18 protein-coding genes are annotated in these 18,285 nt (G+C 61.3%); 8 read left to right on the forward strand and 10 right to left on the reverse strand.

Annotated elements, in window-relative coordinates; all coding sequences use genetic code 11:
* Window positions 1-2: 2 nt before the first annotated feature.
* A complete protein-coding gene (locus AC1DM5_RS20285) occupies window positions 3-1,013 on the reverse strand; it encodes a ligase-associated DNA damage response exonuclease (RefSeq protein WP_477822124.1) in 1,011 nt (336 codons plus the stop codon).
* Between the two features lie 157 nt (window positions 1,014-1,170).
* Between AC1DM5_RS20285 and AC1DM5_RS20290 the strand changes: the two genes are divergently transcribed.
* On the forward strand, window positions 1,171-1,767 hold the full coding sequence (locus AC1DM5_RS20290) for a DUF922 domain-containing Zn-dependent protease (RefSeq protein ID WP_477822125.1): 597 nt from the start codon (window positions 1,171-1,173) through the stop codon (window positions 1,765-1,767).
* Window positions 1,768-1,772: 5 nt separating this feature from the next.
* Here AC1DM5_RS20290 and AC1DM5_RS20295 read toward each other — a convergent pair whose 3' ends face one another.
* Window positions 1,773-2,369 carry a dienelactone hydrolase family protein gene (locus AC1DM5_RS20295; protein ID WP_477822126.1) on the reverse strand — a complete coding sequence of 199 codons (597 nt, stop codon included), beginning with the start codon at window positions 2,367-2,369 and terminating at the stop codon, window positions 1,773-1,775.
* Between the two features lie 110 nt (window positions 2,370-2,479).
* On the opposite strand from AC1DM5_RS20295, the gene AC1DM5_RS20300 reads away from it, so the two are divergent.
* Complete coding sequence (locus AC1DM5_RS20300; RefSeq protein WP_477822127.1) at window positions 2,480-3,451, forward strand: glycerophosphodiester phosphodiesterase family protein; 972 nt, start codon at window positions 2,480-2,482, stop codon at window positions 3,449-3,451.
* Here the strand turns inward: AC1DM5_RS20300 and AC1DM5_RS20305 are convergent, their stop codons facing one another.
* A complete protein-coding gene (locus AC1DM5_RS20305; protein WP_477822128.1) occupies window positions 3,452-5,749 on the reverse strand; it encodes a putative bifunctional diguanylate cyclase/phosphodiesterase in 2,298 nt (765 codons plus the stop codon). It lies immediately after the preceding gene.
* A gap of 225 nt (window positions 5,750-5,974) precedes the next feature.
* Between AC1DM5_RS20305 and AC1DM5_RS20310 the strand changes: the two genes are divergently transcribed.
* Both AC1DM5_RS20310 and AC1DM5_RS20315 read left to right on the forward strand, forming a co-directional pair.
* The gene (locus tag AC1DM5_RS20310) at window positions 5,975-7,357 is read left to right on the forward strand and encodes a TIGR03808 family TAT-translocated repetitive protein (protein WP_477975492.1); all 1,383 of its coding nucleotides are present in this window, start codon (window positions 5,975-5,977) and stop codon (window positions 7,355-7,357) included.
* A 96-nt stretch (window positions 7,358-7,453) separates the two neighbouring features.
* Window positions 7,454-8,119 (forward strand): glutathione S-transferase family protein, encoded by a 666-nt coding sequence (locus AC1DM5_RS20315; RefSeq protein ID WP_477822130.1) that lies wholly within the window; start codon window positions 7,454-7,456, stop codon window positions 8,117-8,119.
* Window positions 8,120-8,122: 3 nt separating this feature from the next.
* Here AC1DM5_RS20315 and AC1DM5_RS20320 read toward each other — a convergent pair whose 3' ends face one another.
* Window positions 8,123-9,019: a LysR substrate-binding domain-containing protein gene (locus AC1DM5_RS20320; RefSeq protein WP_477822131.1), complete on the reverse strand. Its 897-nt coding sequence runs from the start codon at window positions 9,017-9,019 to the stop codon at window positions 8,123-8,125.
* A 410-nt stretch (window positions 9,020-9,429) separates the two neighbouring features.
* Between AC1DM5_RS20320 and AC1DM5_RS20325 the strand changes: the two genes are divergently transcribed.
* Window positions 9,430-9,783: an MmcQ/YjbR family DNA-binding protein gene (locus AC1DM5_RS20325; RefSeq protein WP_007818838.1), complete on the forward strand. Its 354-nt coding sequence runs from the start codon at window positions 9,430-9,432 to the stop codon at window positions 9,781-9,783.
* Here AC1DM5_RS20325 and AC1DM5_RS20330 read toward each other — a convergent pair.
* Both AC1DM5_RS20330 and AC1DM5_RS20335 read right to left on the reverse strand, forming a co-directional pair.
* The gene (locus AC1DM5_RS20330; RefSeq protein ID WP_477822132.1) at window positions 9,780-10,400 is read right to left on the reverse strand and encodes a glutathione S-transferase family protein; all 621 of its coding nucleotides are present in this window, start codon (window positions 10,398-10,400) and stop codon (window positions 9,780-9,782) included. The two genes, AC1DM5_RS20325 and AC1DM5_RS20330, sit on opposite strands and share 4 nt — an antisense overlap.
* A 103-nt stretch (window positions 10,401-10,503) precedes the next feature.
* Window positions 10,504-10,860, reverse strand: a complete 357-nt coding sequence (locus AC1DM5_RS20335) for a DUF4406 domain-containing protein (protein ID WP_477975494.1) — start codon at window positions 10,858-10,860, stop codon at window positions 10,504-10,506.
* A gap of 123 nt (window positions 10,861-10,983) precedes the next feature.
* Here AC1DM5_RS20335 and AC1DM5_RS20340 point away from each other — a divergent pair, with 123 nt between their 5' ends.
* Window positions 10,984-11,739 carry a DeoR/GlpR family DNA-binding transcription regulator gene (locus AC1DM5_RS20340; protein WP_477975496.1) on the forward strand — a complete coding sequence of 252 codons (756 nt, stop codon included), beginning with the start codon at window positions 10,984-10,986 and terminating at the stop codon, window positions 11,737-11,739.
* On the opposite strand, the gene AC1DM5_RS20345 is transcribed toward AC1DM5_RS20340, so the two are convergent.
* A complete protein-coding gene (locus tag AC1DM5_RS20345) occupies window positions 11,714-12,511 on the reverse strand; it encodes a hypothetical protein (RefSeq protein ID WP_477822135.1) in 798 nt (265 codons plus the stop codon). The two genes, AC1DM5_RS20340 and AC1DM5_RS20345, sit on opposite strands and share 26 nt — an antisense overlap.
* A gap of 91 nt (window positions 12,512-12,602) precedes the next feature.
* Complete coding sequence (locus AC1DM5_RS20350; RefSeq protein WP_477822136.1) at window positions 12,603-13,607, reverse strand: asparaginase; 1,005 nt, start codon at window positions 13,605-13,607, stop codon at window positions 12,603-12,605.
* Window positions 13,608-13,804: 197 nt separating this feature from the next.
* Here AC1DM5_RS20350 and AC1DM5_RS20355 point away from each other — a divergent pair, with 197 nt between their 5' ends.
* Complete coding sequence (locus AC1DM5_RS20355; RefSeq protein WP_477822137.1) at window positions 13,805-15,031, forward strand: MFS transporter; 1,227 nt, start codon at window positions 13,805-13,807, stop codon at window positions 15,029-15,031.
* Here the strand turns inward: AC1DM5_RS20355 and AC1DM5_RS20360 are convergent.
* A complete protein-coding gene (locus AC1DM5_RS20360; RefSeq protein WP_477822138.1) occupies window positions 15,018-15,641 on the reverse strand; it encodes a helix-turn-helix transcriptional regulator in 624 nt (207 codons plus the stop codon). The two genes, AC1DM5_RS20355 and AC1DM5_RS20360, sit on opposite strands and share 14 nt — an antisense overlap.
* Before the next feature lie 101 nt (window positions 15,642-15,742).
* On the opposite strand from AC1DM5_RS20360, the gene AC1DM5_RS20365 reads away from it, so the two are divergent.
* Complete coding sequence (locus AC1DM5_RS20365) at window positions 15,743-17,200, forward strand: MFS transporter (RefSeq protein ID WP_477822139.1); 1,458 nt, start codon at window positions 15,743-15,745, stop codon at window positions 17,198-17,200.
* A gap of 50 nt (window positions 17,201-17,250) precedes the next feature.
* On the opposite strand, the gene AC1DM5_RS20370 is transcribed toward AC1DM5_RS20365, so the two are convergent.
* Window positions 17,251-18,249, reverse strand: a complete 999-nt coding sequence (locus tag AC1DM5_RS20370; RefSeq protein WP_477822140.1) for an NAD(P)H-quinone oxidoreductase — start codon at window positions 18,247-18,249, stop codon at window positions 17,251-17,253.
* Window positions 18,250-18,285 lie beyond the last annotated feature (36 nt).

Here is an 18,285-nt window from a genome sequence, read left to right on the forward strand (position 1 = left end):
CTTCAATCCCCCTCATCCTCATAGCCCACCAGATGCAGCGGCTTGGCCTTGATGCCCTGCAGCTCGCACCAGCGCACCAGCGCCTCCTCGCGGCCGTGGGTAACCCAGACCTCCTGCGGGGCGAGCTCGGTGATCGTCTCGGTCAGTTCCGGCCAGTCGCAATGATCGGAAATGACGAGCGGCAGTTCAACGCCGAGCTGCTTGGCGCGCTGGCGCACCATCATCCAGCCGGAGGCGAAGGACGGCAGCGGATCGTTGAAGCGGCGGGCCCAGCGGTCGGCGAAGGCAGAGGACGGGCCGATGACGACGGCGCCCTTGAAGATGGACTTGTCGCGGCTTTCGATGGTGGCCGGCAACAGTTCGCCAAGATCGATGCCCTGGCTGATATAATAATCGCAGAGCCGTTCCATGGCGCCGTGGATATAGATCGGCTCGCCATAACCTGTATCGCGCAACAGGCGGATGACGCGCTGCGCCTTGCCGAGTGCATAGGCGCCGACCAGGTGCGTGCGTTCGGGGAACTGGCGCAGCGAGGCGAGAAGCTTGCCGGTCTCGTCGATCGGATCGGGATGGTGGAAGACCGGCAGGCCGAAGGTCGCCTCGGTGATGAAGACATCGCAGGGCACCGGCACATAGGCTTCGCAGGTCGGGTCGGGGCGGCGCTTGTAATCGCCCGATACGACGATGCGTGTGCCATTCTTCTCGATGGCGATCTGAGCCGAACCGAGCACATGGCCGGCTGGATGGAAGCTCACCTTCACGCCGTTGACGACGAGTTCCTCCCCGAAAGCGACCGGCTGTTCGCTGGCTGAGAAGCCGTCGCCGTAACGGATGCGCATGATGTCGAGCGTCTGGCGGGTGGCGAGCACATTCACATGGCCTGGGCGCGCGTGATCTGAATGGCCGTGGGTAATCAGCGCCCGCTCCACCGGCCGCACCGGATCGACATAGAAGCCGCCTTCCGGGCAATAGAGCCCCTCGGGGGCGGGATAGAGCAGCGCGTCTGGTCTCATGACAGCAAAGATAGTGGGAAATGTGTTTTGCGCCAGAGGGATACACAGCGCCAAATTCAGCAGTGAAGGCGGGCTATGCGAGCCTCCGTCCATTGCATCCGCCCACAAGCCTCGTTAGCTTCGCCCGCGCTGCAGCAAGGAAGCAAATGAGAGGCGTATGAGGACTATTTTCGGATATGCATTGGCGGCGCTGGGGCTGATGCTGCCTGCCGCGGCCTCGGCAACCGGCTGGCAGCCAAGCGAGGAAGTGAAGGCTTACGCAATTACCGGCCGCACCGGCATGGAACTTTACCGGTCCATCGGCGAACGCGGGCCGCAGGCTGGGCCGGGTCGGGTGATCGCGCATACGACTTTCAAGCTGACCTGGACGCGCAAATATGAACAGCGGGGCAGTGCCTGCACGCTGACTTTCGCAAAGCCGAAGCTCACCATCATCTACACGCTGCCGAAAGCGCCGAATGACCTGCCGACGGCTACCAAGGCAAGCTGGGATAGCTTCATCGCCGGCGTGCGCATTCATGAGCGCTGGCATGGCGAGACGATCATCGAGATGGTCAAGGAGATCGAGACGCTGAGCAATGGCTTCTCCGTGGCCGATGACCCCGGCTGCAAGAAGATCAGGCCTGAACTGACGGTACGGCTCGGGGAGCTCTCCAACAAGCAGCGCCAACGCGGCCGGGATTTCGACCGCGTGGAAATGAGCGAGGGCGGCAACATCCAGCAGCTCATCCTGAAGCTGGTGAACGGTCCCTGACCGGTTCAGAGCGCGGCGAGGAAAGCGTCGACGCGGCTCCAGGTGGCCTCCGCCGCCTTTGCATCGTAGTCAGGCAGCGACGGATCGGTATAGAGATGACCGACGCCGGGATAGAGGAAGACCTCCGGGCTGATATTGGCTCTCGCAGCATGCGCACGCCATGCCGACATCTCGTCCGCTGGCGCGAACTCGTCGGGCTCTGCCAGATGGACCTGAAGGGGAATGCCTTCGCGCGCATTGGCCGGAATGTCTGCAATACCGTGCAGCAAGAGAATGCCGGCTGCTTGCGGTCGGCCCGGCCAGAGGCTTGCGGCGATGCCCGCGCCCATGGAGAAGCCGCCGAGGACGGCGGATGCCGGCAAGTCGGCGACCGCCTTTTCGGCGCGCCTGCAAAGTTCGGCCCAGCCAATCTCCTTGCGAATGGAGAACCCTTCCTCAAGCGTCTGCCCTACCCTGCCTCCGTAGAGATCGGGCGTTACGACCTGATGGCCCGCTGCGCGCAGAAGTTCCGCGGCACTTCGTTCAAGAGACCGAAATCCATAGACCGAATGAAAAAGTGCAATCGCCGCCATCGCTACCTCCCTGTTTTGCGGGGTCAACATAGGGTTTCTGCAACGTGAAGGCGAGCCTTAACGCACAAAAGCCCCAAATGAGCCAAAGAACCACCAGAATCGCTTTCTAGCCATTTGCCGAGGCATGACCGGAGGGGATGATGGGACGGAAGCTCACATATGCAGGCGTGGCGGTTCTCGCCTTTGCCGCCGCAGTTTATCTCAATAATACCAGCTTTTTAGCCGAACATCGCGAGGGCAAGCCTCTGCTTCTGGCGCATCGCGGCATCGCCCAGCGTTTCGACGAGACGGATCTGAAGAACGATACCTGCACGGCCACGCGCATGCTGCCACCGAAGCATGATTTTCTGGAGAATACGATCCGCTCCATGCGTGCGGGATTCGATGCAGGTGCCGATGTGGTGGAGGTCGACGTGCATCCGACAACCGACGGGCAATTCGCCGTCTTCCACGACTGGACGCTCGATTGCCGCACGGATGGACATGGCGTCACGCGCCAACATTCGATGGCCGAGATGAAGACACTCGACATCGGCTACGGCTATACCGCCGACGGTGGCAAGAGTTTCCCATTCCGCGGCAAAGGCATCGGTCAGATGCCGACCCTGGATGAGGTGTTTTCCACCTTCCCGGACAAACATCTGCTCATCAACGTCAAAAGCCGCGACCCCTCGGAAGGCGAAAAGCTCGCGGTCGTGCTGAACGGCCTGCCGGCTGAACGGCGCGCGAAGATCATCGTCTATGGCGGCGATGAGCCGATCGACCGGATCCGGCAGCTGGCGCCCGATATCCGCACGGCTTCACGCGCCAGCCTGATGGGCTGCCTAACCGGCTATATCGGCTACGGTTGGACGGGCATTCTGCCTGATGATTGCAAGAATGTGATGATGCTGGTTCCGATCAATTATGCGCCATGGCTGTGGGGCTGGCCGGACAGGTTCCTCAACCGCATGCAGGACGCAAATACGCAGGTCTTCGTCATCGGCCCCTATCACGGCGGCGGCTTCTCAACCGGTATCGACAATGCCGAACGCTTCGCGCAACTGCCCGCCAATTATTCCGGCGGCATATGGACGAACGAGATCGAGACGATCGCCGACCTGGCGAAGTGATCAGGCGCCTCGCGCCAGCAGCATGACGACGATCTCTTCCGGCGCGACAGGCCTCGAGAAGCGATAGCCCTGCGCCTCCTCGCATCTGGCATGGCGCAGGAATTCCAGTTGCGCATCGGTTTCCACCCCTTCGGCGAGCACCGAGAGCTTCAAAGTCTGGGCGAGCGAAATGACGGCGGACGCAATGGCGACGGCGGTCTTATCGGCAGGCAATGCCTCGACCAATGAGCGGTCCATCTTCAACCGGTCGAAAGGAAAGGTTTTCAGCGCTGCAAGCGAGGAATAGCCGGAGCCGAAATCATCGATCGACAGGCGCACGCCGAGCGCACGCAGCGACAGCATGATGGCGAGCGCACGGGCGGCATCATGCATGATGACGCTTTCGGTCACTTCCAGCTCCAGCCAGCGCGCATCGAGCCTATGGCTACCGATCGCTTCGGCGACGTGGGAGGCGAAATCCGGATCGGCAAACTGCTTGGGCGAGACATTGACGGCAATGGTCAGTGGCGTCAGGCCCATGTCCTGCCAGGCACGAGCTTGGCGACAGGCCTCGTTCAGCACCCAGAGGCCGAGTGGCACGATGAGACCGGTTTCTTCCGCAAGCGGAATGAAATTGACGGGCGGTATCACGCCCTTCATCGGATGGTTCCAGCGCACCAGGGCTTCGAGGCCGGTGATGCGACCGGTGGCCACATCCACCTGCGGCTGGTAGAGCAGGAAAAGCTGATTGGCGATGATCGCCTGGCGCAGCTCCTCCTGTTCGCTGAGCGGCAGGTCGACGGAACTGCTGACGACGCCGTCGTGATATTGCAGCGTGTTCCGGCCGAGCTGCTTGGCACGGTACATGGCGCGGTCGGCATTGGCGAGCAACTCTTCAGGCGTCGCACCATCCCACGGGAAGGCTGCAATGCCGATGCTCGAGGTGACGGCGATCTCGCTGACCTCGAAACGCACTGGCTTGGAAATTGCCTTCTGCAGGTCACGCAGGCGCCGCATGATGCCGGCATCGTGGCCGGACTGGTGGACGAGCACGACGAGGAATTCATCGCCGCCGAGCCTCACGACCATATCAGAGGCGCGCACGCAGTTCGCCATGCGGGCAGCGGTCTCCTTGAGCACCTCGTCGCCGGCGGCGTGGCCGCTCGTATCGTTGATCTCCTTGAAATTATCGAGATCGATATAGGCGACCGTGACCTTGCGGTTGTTGCGCCGGGCCTGATCGAGGATCTTCGCCATGCGCTCTTTCAGGAAGGCGCGGTTCGGCAGGCCCGTAAGATCGTCGTGATGGGCCATGAAATGGATGCGGTCGTCGACGCGCTTACGCTCGATGGCGATGCCGGCGATATGGGTGGCGAGCGCCACCAGCTTCATCTCGTGTTCAGTCGGGCGTCGCGTCTCTTTCGAATAAAGCGCGAAGGTGCCGAGCACATTCTTCTGCGAGGTGCAGATCGGCGTGGACCAGCAGGAGCGGAAGCCGAACTGGCTGACCATCGCCCGGAAATCCTCCCAGAGCGGATCGGCCATGACGTCCTCGACGATGATGGTTTCGCTACGCCAGGCTGCCGTGCCACAGGAGCCCACCTTCGGGCCGATGGCAACACCGTCGATCATGCGGCTGTAGGCGCCGGGCAAATTGGGAGCCGCGCCGTGGTAAAGCCGCGTGCCCTCGCTGTCGAGCAGCAGCACGGAGCCGGAAATGCCGGTCATCTGGCGCTCGATCATCAGCACCAGCGCCTCCAGGATCATCGGCAGAGGTTCATTGCGGGCGATCATTTCCAGCAGGTTCGCCTGGCCGCGATAGAGCTCCTCCTGCCGCTTGCGCTCGGTAATATCGCGGGACACACCGATGAGGCCGACAACCTCGCCGCGATCGTTGCGCAGCGGTATCTTGGAGGTCAGGCGGCACATGATGCCGCCATCCGGCTGCGGCACGAGTTCTTCCATGTCGATGCGGGGCTCGCCGCTCGACATGATCTCCTGCTCGACATCGAAATACCGGCGTGCCGTCTCAAAATCGAACAGGTCGAAGTCACGCTTGCCGGCGACCTCGGCAGCGTTCTCCAGCCCGTGGCTGCGTGCCATGACAGCATTGGCGAAGACGAAGCGGCCGTCGCGGTCCTTGACGTAAAGAAAATCGGGAAGCTCGTGGACGATCGCCTTGAGGCGGAGGTTCTCAATGCCTTCGGAAAGATGATGGGCAGTCGCCGCCATCATTGCCTCCGTGGCAGCTACGATACGTTGTGTCTCGGCACTGAAGTTATCACCAGATTCCCAACGTCGGACACCCATTCCATTCATGACGCTGTTCTCTCCCGGTAACCGCAGGCCTGCCCACAATAGTCATAATTGAAACCGCTTTCTAAAATAGCGAGCATTTCCTTCGGGGTGTTTAAATGGAAAGGTGAACGAGACGACAATATTCGAGAGGTTGCGTTTGCTACTCGACCGATGGTTCTTCTTTTTCTGCGGATATGTGTCGAAAAGAGGCATTTCTGCTGGCATGAATCCTGCGTGGACACCGCTATGAAGAAGGATTTCAGCAAAGTCTCCCGGCGGGATATACTTGGCATAGCAGCCGCTTCTGCAGCGGCCCTGATTGCGCCGCGCAGTTTTGCGGGTCCCGTCAGTGCGGAGCAGCCCGACCTGCGCGGCCCGATCGATGCGGTGCAGTACCGCGCCATTCCCGGAAGCGGCGACAAGAAAAACCGCAACCTGCAGCAGATGATCGAGAAAGCGGCGCGCGAGAACGTGCCGGTCTTTCTGCCGCCTGGCACCTATCGCATCTCCAACCTGACGTTGCCGGACAATACGCGCATATCAGGCGTGCCCGGTGCGACGCGGATCGTCTATACCGGTGAAGGCCACCTCTTTGCAGCTGACAATGTCGGCCGTATCGAGCTTTCCAATCTCGTGATCGACGGATCGAACCGCTGGCTCGCCGACTATGCCGGCGCCCTCGTCCAGTTCACCGGTGTCGGTGAGGTGCTGCTCGACAATTGTGAGATCGTCGGCAGCCGCAAGCACGCGCTGCAGCTCGAGCGCTGCGGCGGGCGGATCGAGCGCAGCAAGATCTCCGGCGCAGGGCAGTCCGGTATTTATGCGGTGGAATCTGCGGGGCTTTCGATATCAGGCAATACGGTTTCGGACTGCGGCAATGGCGGCATTCTGGTGCATCGCTGGAAGAAGGCCGAGGATGGCACGATTGTTTCGGGGAACCGTGTTTTCAATATCCGTGCCAATGACGGCGGCACCGGTGAAAACGGCAACGGCATCAATATCTTCCGCGCCGATGGCGTGACGGTGACTGATAACCAGATCTCCGACTGCGCCTTTACCGCGGTTCGTGCCAATTCCGGCTCCAACATCCTGATCAACAATAACCAGTGCCGCCGCTCCGGCGAGACGGCAATCTATGTGGAGTTCGAATTCGTCGGCGCGGTCGTGTCAGGCAACGTGATCGACGGGGCGGCAAACGGCATATCGATTGCCAATTTCGACCAGGGCGGCAGGCTGGCAAGTGTGACGGGCAACATCATCCGCAACTTGACGCTCAAAGGGCCTTACAAACACGAGGTCGGCTTCGGTATCGGCATTGCGGCGGAGGCCGATACGCTGGTGTCAGGCAATGTCATCGAGGATGCGCCGCGCTGGGGGCTGCAGATCGGATGGGGTCCTTATCTGCGCAATGTCGTCGTCAACGGCAATGTCGTGCGCAAGTCCCCAGTCGGCTGCGCGGTCTCGGTTGCCGAAGGTGCAGGTTCAGCCGTCATCACCGACAACATCTTCCAGGAGATGGGCAGGGGCGCAGTGCTAGGCTTCGAGTGGGAGAAACAGGTCTCGGATGAACTTGYGGACGATAGCTCCCGCTACGGACAACTGACCGTCGGCCGGAACCGGATTTCCTGAGCGCTATCAAAAGCTTTCATCGACATATCATCCGCAGGTGCTTTCTTCACGCCTGAGCTGGCTTTAGGGTCGGCGCGAAACGGAAGGGGACATGCCATGCTGACAATCTACGGGGTTTATCGCTCGCGTGCCGCACGCGTTTACTGGATGGCCGAGGAGCTGGGGATCGAATTCCAGTCGGTGCCGGTGCTGCAGGCCAAGCGGCTTGCCAACCCGCTCTCGCCGGATGCGCCTGTTAACACGCTCTCGCCGGATTTCCTTGCGCTTAATCCGATGGCGCTGATCCCCGCCATAAAGGATGGCGATCTCGTGTTGAACGAGTCTCTGGCGATCAACCTCTACCTTGCACGCAAGTATGGTGGCGACCTCGGCGGCAATACCGTCGAAGAAGACGGTTTGATGACGATGTGGACGATCTGGGCGATTTCCGAGCTCGACGGCAACACCGGCAAGATCGTCTCGACCTATGATGACGGCAAGGGAAACACCGAAGAGGGGCGCGCGGTGATCGATGTCGCCTGCCGTACCATGAAGCGTCCGCTTTCGGTTCTCGAAAAGCATCTTGACGGCAAGGACTGGATCGTCGGCGGACGCTTCACGGTCGTCGACCTCAACATCGCGGAAGTGCTGCGTTACGCCCAGAGCGAAGCCTCGCTCTTCGAGGCACATCCGAACATCGATGCCTGGATCAAGCGTTGCCAGTCACGCCCGGCCTATCTGGAGATGCAGCGCAAGCGCTCACTGGAGCCGATCGAGATTTGAGGATCAGCCGAAGATCGCGGCCGTTTCAGCCATTTCCTCGCGGATCCAGGCCTTGAAGTCGCGTACCTTCTTCGGCTCGCGGCCGCCTTCGGCACTCACGAAATAATAGCCGTCGCCTGTATTGGCGCGGATGCCGAAGGGTGCGACCAGCCGGCCTTCCTGCAACGAAAAGCCCGCGAGCGTCTGCCAGGCAAGCATCACGCCCTGCCCGGCAATCGCCGCATCGAGGCAAAGCGAGGCATCGTTGAAGCTGTGGCGTATGGCAGGCGGAGCGCCTGAAAGCCCCGCTGCCTGCATCCAGACATCCCATGTGAACATGGCATGGGCATCGATGACGGCCGGGAGCTTCAGGATGTCGGCCGGCTTCTTCAGCTTCGCGGCCATCTCGGGAGAGCAGACGGGAAACACCAGCTGATCCAGGAGATGCTCGACCTTGACGCCCGGCCAATGGCCCTTGCCGACGCGGATGGCGACATCGATATCGGAGGCGGCCAGATTGACGAGCTTGGTGGTCGCGTCGAGGCGCAGGTTGATTTCCGGGTGGCGCTCCATGAAACGGTCCAGCCGGCAGACCAGCCAGCGGGCGGCGAGAACGGGGGCTACCGAAATGGTGAGGATGCATTCGTCCGTGCGCTGTGCCATCGAGACGGCTTCCGCAAGACGGAGGAAGCCTTCGTTCAGGGCGGCAAGAACGGGAGCGCCTGCTTCGGTTACCAGCATGCCCTTCGGCGTGCGCTCGAAGAGCAGCCGACCAAGCTGGGCTTCGGCCTTGATAACCTGCTGGCTGACGGCGCCGACGGAAACGCCAAGTTCATCCGCCGCCGCCTGAAGCGAGCCAAGCCGGCCGACGGCTTCCAGCGCGCGAAGGCCGTTGAGATGCACGGAGTTGAGATTTCTCATATAGTTTTCCTACAGCAGGAAACTGGTAATCTCAATTGAAAAGCAAGCGTTCGCCGCCGATATTGGCATCATAAGACGCTGATCTTCATAGCGCAGTAGGCAACAAAGCCCGGGGAGAATTGAAATCCCTTGCGCCAAAAGCGAGCCGAGCCCTCAGAAAGCGAGAGCAAGATGTCACTGCTGAAGTTTTTCTTAAGCCGACCAAGCCCTGCCGCCGGGGTTTCGCAGGGCGAGTATGATAGGGACGAAGATGTTCTCGATCATCCCGACATCGCCTCCATGTCACAGAGGGAGCTTGCGGACCTGCCTCTGCCGGTAACGGCGCCAAAACGTCCTCTGCAACGACAACTAGAGAAATGCGCCTGAATATATGATAGGTTTTCCGCCGGGGAACACTCAGGGCGGATAACATGACGGAGAGCGTGGACGGCATTCTAGCTCGGTTGAAGCGGCTGGCGAAGGAAGCCGGCTTGCCCGGCATCCAGGAAAGTACATCCTATGGCAACCTGGCGCTGAAGGTCGGGGGCAAAAGTTTCGTCGCGGTCAAGGACGACGAAACGGTGGTCATCTCGATCCCGATCGACCACAAGGAGCACCTGTTGACGATGGCGCCCGACATCTACTTTCAGACGAACCATTATGTCGGATGGCCGCATCTGCCGGTCCGCATCGCAGCTGTTGGCGACGATGAACTCAAGCAGCGGCTGATCGACGCCTGGACCTACCGGGCGCCGAAGAAGCTGATATCCGCCTACCGCGCTTAGGCTTTTTCGCGTGCCAATGCACGCTGAACAGCAGGACGCTCCAGCATGCGGGCGTGATGCTCGCTGATCTTGGGGAAGCGCGCGGGATCGACGCCATCGGATGGCAGCCAGCCGGTCATGACGAAGAGATAGGGATCAGCGACCGTATAGCTGTCACCCATCACCCATGGTCCCTTGAACATGGTTGCCTCGATCAGCTCGAAGCTTTCGCCCATGGTCTGCGGCACCTTGGCCTTCATGGATTCCAGCGCCGCTTGATCATCGGCCCAACGGGAACCGCGCGGGCGGTGCGCATGGTTCACATGCACGGTGGAAGAGATATATCCGTTGAAAGCCTGCAGCCGGGCAAACTCGAACGGGTCGTCCAGCGGGGCGAGCTTGGCGGCGGGTGCCACCTGGGCGATATAGGCGAGGATCGCCGTCGACTCTGTCAGCACGCCGCGATCGGTGGTGAGTGCGGGAACGCGGCCCTTCGGATTGATCTTCAGATAGGCTTCCGAGCGCTGCTCGTTCTCCCGCGTATTGACCTTCGTCGTATCGAAGGAAAGGCCGGATTCCTCCAGGGTAATCAGGCTTGCAAGCGCGCAGGTTCCCGGTGCGAAATAGAGTGTGAGCATGGTGAGACTCCCCTTTCGGGGAGCCTTATAGCGCGAGTTTCAGGGCCAGCGAAAGACACCGCGGCGTGTTCCGTTCTCTGCGCCGGAAAGAACGGGCAGCGCCTCAAGCGCAACCCGGAACGTCCTCCAGCCGGTACCAGACGGGAATGCCACGCTCGGTGGCGATGCGCACGTCATTATCGGCCCCCTTGGAGTCGCCCGGCAGGCGCAGCACGCCTTCGCAAAGCTGCAGCAGGCGGCCGGCGACAGGATGAAAGATCYCCTCGTAGAGATCGTCACCCACCGATTTGCCGCCGGCTGCATGCCAGACCGGCAATGCCACCCATTCGCCGATCATCGGCACATGGCCAGCTTTGAAGAGCGCGTGCGACGGCGCCTCGAGGCGCTTGAGATTGGCAGCCATCTTTGTCGGGTCATCGCCCGTTCCGGACCTGTAGGGCCCGGCAATCAAAATCAACATGATCTACTCCATCAACTCCCGGCCTCATGCACGGGATTTCGCGAAAATGCACGATATTTCTTGAATGTCGAGTCAATTCGTGCATATTCACGATATTTCGTAAATCATCGTGTAGGAGCATTCGTGCTGACCAGCCAACGCAAGGCCCTCATCCTCGACATCCTGCGCCGCGACGGGCAGGTCATCGCCAAGCGTGTGGCGGAGGATTTCGAACTTTCGGAGGATACGATCCGCCGCGATCTGCGGGAGATGGCCGCGGAAGGGCTGCTGAAGCGCGTGCATGGCGGGGCCTTGCCCATTGCCCCTGACCTGCCCGACTTCACGACCCGCCGCGACGTCGCTTCTGACGTCAAGGCGCGGCTCGGCGCGAGGGCGGCGCAGATGGTGAAGGCCGGCCAGATGGTGTTTCTCGACGGCGGCACGACCACGGCGGAAATTGCCCGTCATCTGCCGCGCGACATTGCCTTCACGATCGCCACCCACAGCCCGACGATCGCCGCCGAGCTGGAGCATCACCCGACGGCCGAGGTGATCCTCTGCGGCGGCAGGCTCTACAAGCATTCCATGGTGGCGACAGGCGCGGTCGCGATGGCGACGATCTCCGCTCTGCGGCCGGATATCTTCTTCCTCGGGGTGACGGCCGTTCATCCGGTGCACGGATTTTCGACCGGGGATTTCGAGGAGGCGGCGATCAAGCGGCATATCGCCCGGTGTTCGGCGGAGACGCACGTGCTGCTGACGGCGGAGAAATTCGATCTCGTTTCACCCTGCACGGTGCTTGCCGCAGGCGAAGTGGCGGGACTGATCGTGCCCGCAGAAATGCCGGCGGAACGGCTTCAGCCCTACGCGGATCTCAATGTCGCAATTGCCGCAGCTTGACCCGCTTGCGGCGGAGCGGAGGAACAAGGCCCGGCGGCAGCAGGCTGAGGAGCAGCGCGGCGATAAAAACCACAAGCACGAAAATACCGGGCAGGACATTGCCGAGCCCAAGCGTCAGCGCCTCCTGCAGGCGTGGCTGGACATTCGCAATGATGGCCGCGAGCGCCGGCATGCCTAGAAGCTTAGCCACCATCGATGAGAGCCAATTCATTTCAGAGGTGGCGGCGAGAGCGCCATAGAGGGCCGCGGCATAAACAATCCCGCGAAGGATAGCGGAGGCGCCGAAGGGCCTCGTGTCATCGACCTCGAAGGGAATGGCAAGATAGGCAAGCAGGGAGGCGAGAAACAGGAAAGCAAGCGGAAGCGCTTCAGATATAGAGGCCCATTGCAGGCGTTCGCCGGTTGCGATGAACAGCAGGAAGGGCGTGGAGGCTATAAACCACAGGGCCACCAGCAGCCCCCAAAGCCGCAGAAGCGAGAGGTAGCTCAGCCGCAGCACCGCAGCGCCAAACAGAATGCCGATCGCAGTCCAGACGCCTGCAGTTTTCAACGTACCAGCCATGAATTGCACCACCGGCATGCAGGAGCCCGCCATCTCCACACAATTGGAGAGCTGCACCGCAAGCCAGGTGAAGTAATCGAAGCAGATCGTAAGGAACATCAGGAGGGTGATGCCAGTCAGCATCCACCACAAATAGCGGCCTGCGAACATGTTCTGCCCTCGCAGCTTCGGAGGAACCGTATCCACGCGCTCCGTCACGGCGAAAGACATGACCGATCGCCGGACGCGCCTCCATTTATATTAGGCAACTCTTATTTTTTTATAACTTATATATCTAACAATGCAGCGATCGGGGCAGCGATCAGGCAAAGGCGCCTGTCACGCTGATATCGCCGACATGGATGCCGTTCCAGTTGCGCATCGATTTATTTGCCAGAGCGGTCAGCGCGGCATGCTCCTTGCCGCCCTTCTCGAAGTAGCGGGCAAGTGTCGCCGCAACCATCGCTTCGGCAGCGCGGGTGGTGCCGTCGTCACACTTCAATGCGATCGCAATGCCCTGTTCCGGGATGGCGGCACAGAAGACGCCTTCCGCGCCCGTCTTGCAAAAGATCTGTCCGGGGGCGATCTGCATCAGCTCGGTGCAGGCACGGCCGGTGCCGGCCACATAGAAGGGCTCGGCCATGCAGGCTTCGATGAGCCGGCGAGAAGCTTTCGCACGTTCGGGGCCGAGGCCACTACCGGTCGCCATCTTCGCAAAGCCATGAGCGAGCGCCTTCAGCGGCACGGCGTAGGTCGGAATGGAGCAGCCGTCGGTGCCGCAGACGTCATGACCGAGTGCGGCGCCCGTCAGGTTTTCCATGGCGTCACGGATCTGCTGCTGCAGCGGATGGTCGTAGCCGACATAACCCTTGCTATCGATGCCCTGATGGCAGCAGACGCAGATGAAGCCGGAATGTTTGCCGGAGCAATTGTTGTGAAGCGCGGTCGGCTTCTCCAGCGTGCGCGCCTGATGGATCAACGTCTTCTGGTCCGAAGACCAGTGCGCGCCACATTCCAGCGCCTCCACGTCACGGCCGGCACGCGAGAGCATGGAGGCGGCAAGCGCCACATGTTCATCCTCGCCATTGTGCGAGGAACAGGCGAGCGCCAACTCCTTGTTGCCGAAACCGTAGGTATCCGCCGCACCGCTTTCGACCAGCGGCAACGCCTGCATGGCCTTGCAGGCCGAGCGCGGGAAGACATTTGCCGCGATATCGCCGAGCGAAAAGGCGACACGGCCATCGCCATCCACGACCGCAACCGAACCGCTGTGGCGGCTTTCGACAAGCGAGCCCCTGGTGACTTCGACGAGGACGGGATTGGACATGGGCAATAATCCGGATTGTGGGCAAGGAGACTGCAGGCATAGCCTCTCGCTCTCTGAAAGCCAATGGAATTTGCGCCACGTGCCTGCCGATCACCGCATCTAAACAGCCATCACATGAAGTGACTGTTGGTGCGGCAAACTATCGTTTTCCGTGCAGGCGCGATGGGGCTAAAGGTTGTGTGTCAGGACTCATACTCATGCCATCCTCATTTTCTTCCATCATCCGCGACAGCCGCATCCGCATTCCAACCGTCACGCTGGTGGCGCTCGCCTTTACCTACGCCTCCACGGTTCCCTACCAGTCGATAATCGGCATCAGCGAACTTGGAATGAGTGACGGCGCCTATTCGGCGCTGGTCTTCTTTGCTGCCGTCGTCAATGTCGCGATCAGTTTGACGCTCGGCATATGGTCGGACAGGCTGACGGAAAGACGGCCACTGGTGCTTGCGCTTTCCATTGCAGGCATCATCGGCTTCGGATCGATCGCGCTCATCCACAGTCCCGCGATCTTCATCTTCTCGGTGCTGTTCCTCGTGCCGATGAGCAATTCCACCTATTCGTTGCTCTTTGCCAGCGTGCGGGCGCGCACCAATCAACTGGCCCGCAGTGAAGCGGTCGCCATCACCTCGACGGTGCGCGCGCTCTATTCCGGTTCCTGGGCGGTGGCGCCGGGGCTGGTCGGGCTTGCTCTGGTCACTTCGCCCTCGATGAGGCCGGCTTATGGGGTGGCGGCGGTGGCAAGCCTCATCTGCTTCTGCCTCTATTTCTTCTTCGCGCCCGGCAACGGCCCGCTGCGCGAGACTATCCCCAACCAGCCGGGCTTCTTCGCCTCACTGAAGCGGGTCTTTGCGCCCGATGTTTTCATCCGCGTCTTCGTCATGTCTCTGCTGCTCGGCCTGCAGCGGCTGAACGGCATGGTTTCGCCGCTCATCGTCGTGCACTCGATCGGCGGCAGCGTCGTTGACGTCGGCTTTCTCTCGGGCCTGACGGCCTTCCTCGAAATGCCCTTCATGATGATGTGGGGCCTGGTGCAGCGGCGCTTCCATACCGTGCATGTGCTGGCATCGGGCACGGTGCTCTACTGCCTCTATCTGGTGCTGCTCGGCTTTGCCACAGCACCCTGGCAGCTCTATGCGCTGCTCGGTCTCAACGCCTGCGGGGCGGCTGCGATCCTCAGCCTGCCGATCACCTATCTGCAGGATCTCATCGCCGACCGGCCGGGGCTCGGCAGCTCGCTGATCTCGCTCAACACTTTCATCGGCATCGGCGTGGCCGCAGGTGTTTTTGCGCTTGGAACGGCGGTGACGGACTATTCCGGCACGGCTTTCGTCGGCGCCGCTGTCGGCATCGTCGCCATTGTGATCCTGCTCTATCTGGAAAGCGGCAGCCGCATGCGTCAGCCGGCCCAAATTACCTTGGAGTGATGCGATAGGCGCAGCGGCGCGCGCCAAGCAGGATATGCTCGCTACGCTCGACATTGGCCGAGAGCACGCTGCGGAAGGTTTCGAGCTCGGAACGGCAGAAGCCGGCGCAGGCGGTCGCCGCAGCACAGATCGGACAATGGTTTTCGACCAGCATCAATGATCCATCGTCCTCCTGCCAGCTATCGGCCATATAGCCCTCACGGCTGCGGATGGCGGCCAGCCCCTCGACGCGGGCAGCCAGATCCGACTTGTCTGAGAGTTCGGCGCGATAGCGCTGCAGTGTTTCGTTTTCGCGGGCGGCGATGACGGTATCCAGCGCGGCGGGGCCGAGTTGCGCGACAACAGTCGTCAGCAGGGTGGCCGTCAGTTCGGCATGGCCATCCGGGAAATGGCTGTTACCCTCAGCCGTCAGGTGCCAGAGCTGCCTCGGACGTCCCCTGCCCTTGGGGGCGACCGTTGCGGGTTCCACAAGTCCCTCTTCCGCCATTTTGGCAAGCTGCTGACGGGCCGCCTCACCTGATATGCTGAGCGCATCGCCGATCGCAGCGGCAAGCTGCGGCCCTTCGGTCTTCAACAGGATCAGGATGCGGTTGACAGGAGACTGGCGCATAATTTTCCAAGTTACCTCTTGTTTTAATCCGACGCTCATGCAATTTTCCAATTCATAACTTGGAAAATAATAACGGGTCAGGAAAAACGCAAGGATTCATCATGTCCGAGACCGCCTTGGAGCCATCAGGCTCTTCAACTTCCGTCTTCCAGTTGTTTTCCCCTGCGCTGCTGCCGGCGACATTGATGCTTGGCGGCGGCATGACGATCTCTGCCGTTGAAAGCTACATCACGGCGACGATCGCGCCGAGCATCGTGCGCGATGTCGGCGGGCTGGAACTTTTCTCACTGGTGACGACGCTTTATATCGCCGCGACCATACTGGGCTCGATCTTCATGGCGATGCGGCCGAGGAATATCGGGCTGCGCAGTGTTTACGTAATCGCGGCAGTGATCTTCGGCGTCGGCAGCCTGCTTTGCGCCGCAGCACCCTCGATGCCTGTCGTGCTGATCGGCCGAACGGTGCAGGGTTTCGGCACGGGCGCACTCGCCGCCCTCTGCTACGCCTTCATCCGATTCGTCTATCCCGAACCGCTCTGGCCCAAGGCGTCGACGCTCTATGCGGCGATCTGGGGCGTGTCGACCGTCATCGGCCCGACGCTTGGCGGCTTCTTCGCGCATGACGGCGCCTGGCGCTACGCCTTTGCCGTGCTCGTCCCGCTCAGCGTGTTGATGGCAGTGCTGGCGCCGCGGCTTTTGCCGCAGGCCGAGGACGACCGCGAACAGGCAAAGATGCCTGTCGCGCAGATTTGCCTGCTGCTTGGGGCAGTGCTGTTGGTCAGCACCGCAGGGACAACCGAGATGACGACGGCCAAGATCGGGCTGATCGCCGTTTCGGTCGTCGCCGTCGGCGTCATGCTCGTTTTGGAACGCAAGGGAAACAACCGGCTGCTGCCGTTAGGCGCGGTGACGCTGAGCCAGCCGATATCACGGGTCTATCTGACAATGATCGGCCTCAACTTCGTTCTCGTCAGCGATATCTTCATTCCCTATTTCCTGCAGGTTCTGCACGGGATAACGCCGCTGATTTCAGGCTATCTGGTGGCTCTCGTCGCCCTCGGCTGGACGGTGGCCGCCTTCTTCAGCGGCTCCTTCTCCGGCAGGAAAGCCAACGCCGCGATCGTTGCGGGCTGTGCAACCGAAGCCGCAGCGACAGCCGTGCTCGCCGTCTTCCTTGGCCGCGAGAACCCTGAAGCGCATCTTATCATCCTCGGACCGGCAGCGGTCGCCATGTTCATGATGGGTTTTGGTGTCGGCCTCGGCTGGGCGCATCTCGTCGCCAAGGTGCTGAAGCTGGTGGCCGACAGCGAGCAGGACAAGGCTTCGGCAGCCATTCCGACGATGAGCTCGCTCGGCAGCGCCTTCGGAGCGGCCTTTGCCGGCGTCATCGCCAACGGCGCGGGACTGGTCGACCCGGGCGGCATTGCGGGCGCGCTTTCGGCGGCGAGCTGGCTCTATGTGATCATGGCCTTGCCGGGGCTGATCGCCGTCGGCGCGGCGCTGTCGCTTACAGCATCGGCCCGAAAATCGGAATCGATTTTCGGAAAGCCTGATGCGTAGATTCAAAGAGTTAGAGCGTGTTTTGTGCGTCCGAACGGACGCACGGCGCTTTAGCTGAGTTTCAGCATGATCTTGCCGATGTGGTTGCTGCTTTCCATCAGCCGATGGGCAGCTACCACGTCTTCAAAGGCAAAGGTCTCGTAGATGACGGGCGCGACTGTGCCGGCTTCCAGAAGCGGCCAGACCTCGGACAAGAGATCGTCACGGATCGCCCGTTTCTCCTCCGCCGTGCGCGGGCGCATGGTGGAGCCGGTCACCGTCAGGCGCTTGACCATAATCGGTGTCAGATTGACCTTTTCGGCAACCGCGCCCTGCAGAAAGGCGATGATCGAGAGGCAGCCGTCCTTCGCCAGCGAGGCGAGGTTTTTCTCGAAATAGGCTGCGCCGATCATGTCGAGGACGATATCGACGCCGTGGCCGGTCTCTTCCTTGATGACGGCTGCGAAATCCTCTTCCCGGTAGTTGATGGCGCGCTTGGCGCCTAGCTTCTCGCAGGCCTCGCATTTTTCCTTCGAGCCGGCAGTCGCATAGACCTCGGCGCCGAAAGCCTTGGCGAGCTGGATAGCGGTCGTGCCGATGCCGCTGGAGCCGCCATGGATCAGCACTTTCTCGCCTTCCGTCAGGCCGGCCATCTGGAAGAGGTTTGCCCAGACGGTGAAAAAGGTCTCCGGAAGAGCTGCGGCCTTCACTGCATCATAACCCCTGGGGAAAGGCAGCGCCTGACCGGCCGGCAGAAGGCAATATTCGGCATAGGCGCCGCCATTGGCGAGGCCACAGACCTTGTCGCCCAGCGAATAGCCGGTCACGCCGGGGCCGATCGCGACGACCTCGCCCGCGAGTTCCAGGCCGAGAATGGGGCTCGCATCCTTTGGCGGCGGATAGCTGCCCTGGCGCTGGGAAATATCGGGCCGGTTGACGCCAACCGCTTCGGTACGGACGAGGATCTGGCCTTCTGAGGGCGACGGCACCGGTCCGCTTGCAATGACCATCGCCTCCGGCCCGCCGAAAGACGGCAGATCGACAAAACGCATATGCGACGGCAACGACATGGCCCGGCTCTCCCTATTCCGAAGCATTGGAGATAA

The sequence above is a fragment of the Rhizobium sp. 01T437 genome (assembly GCF_056398505.1).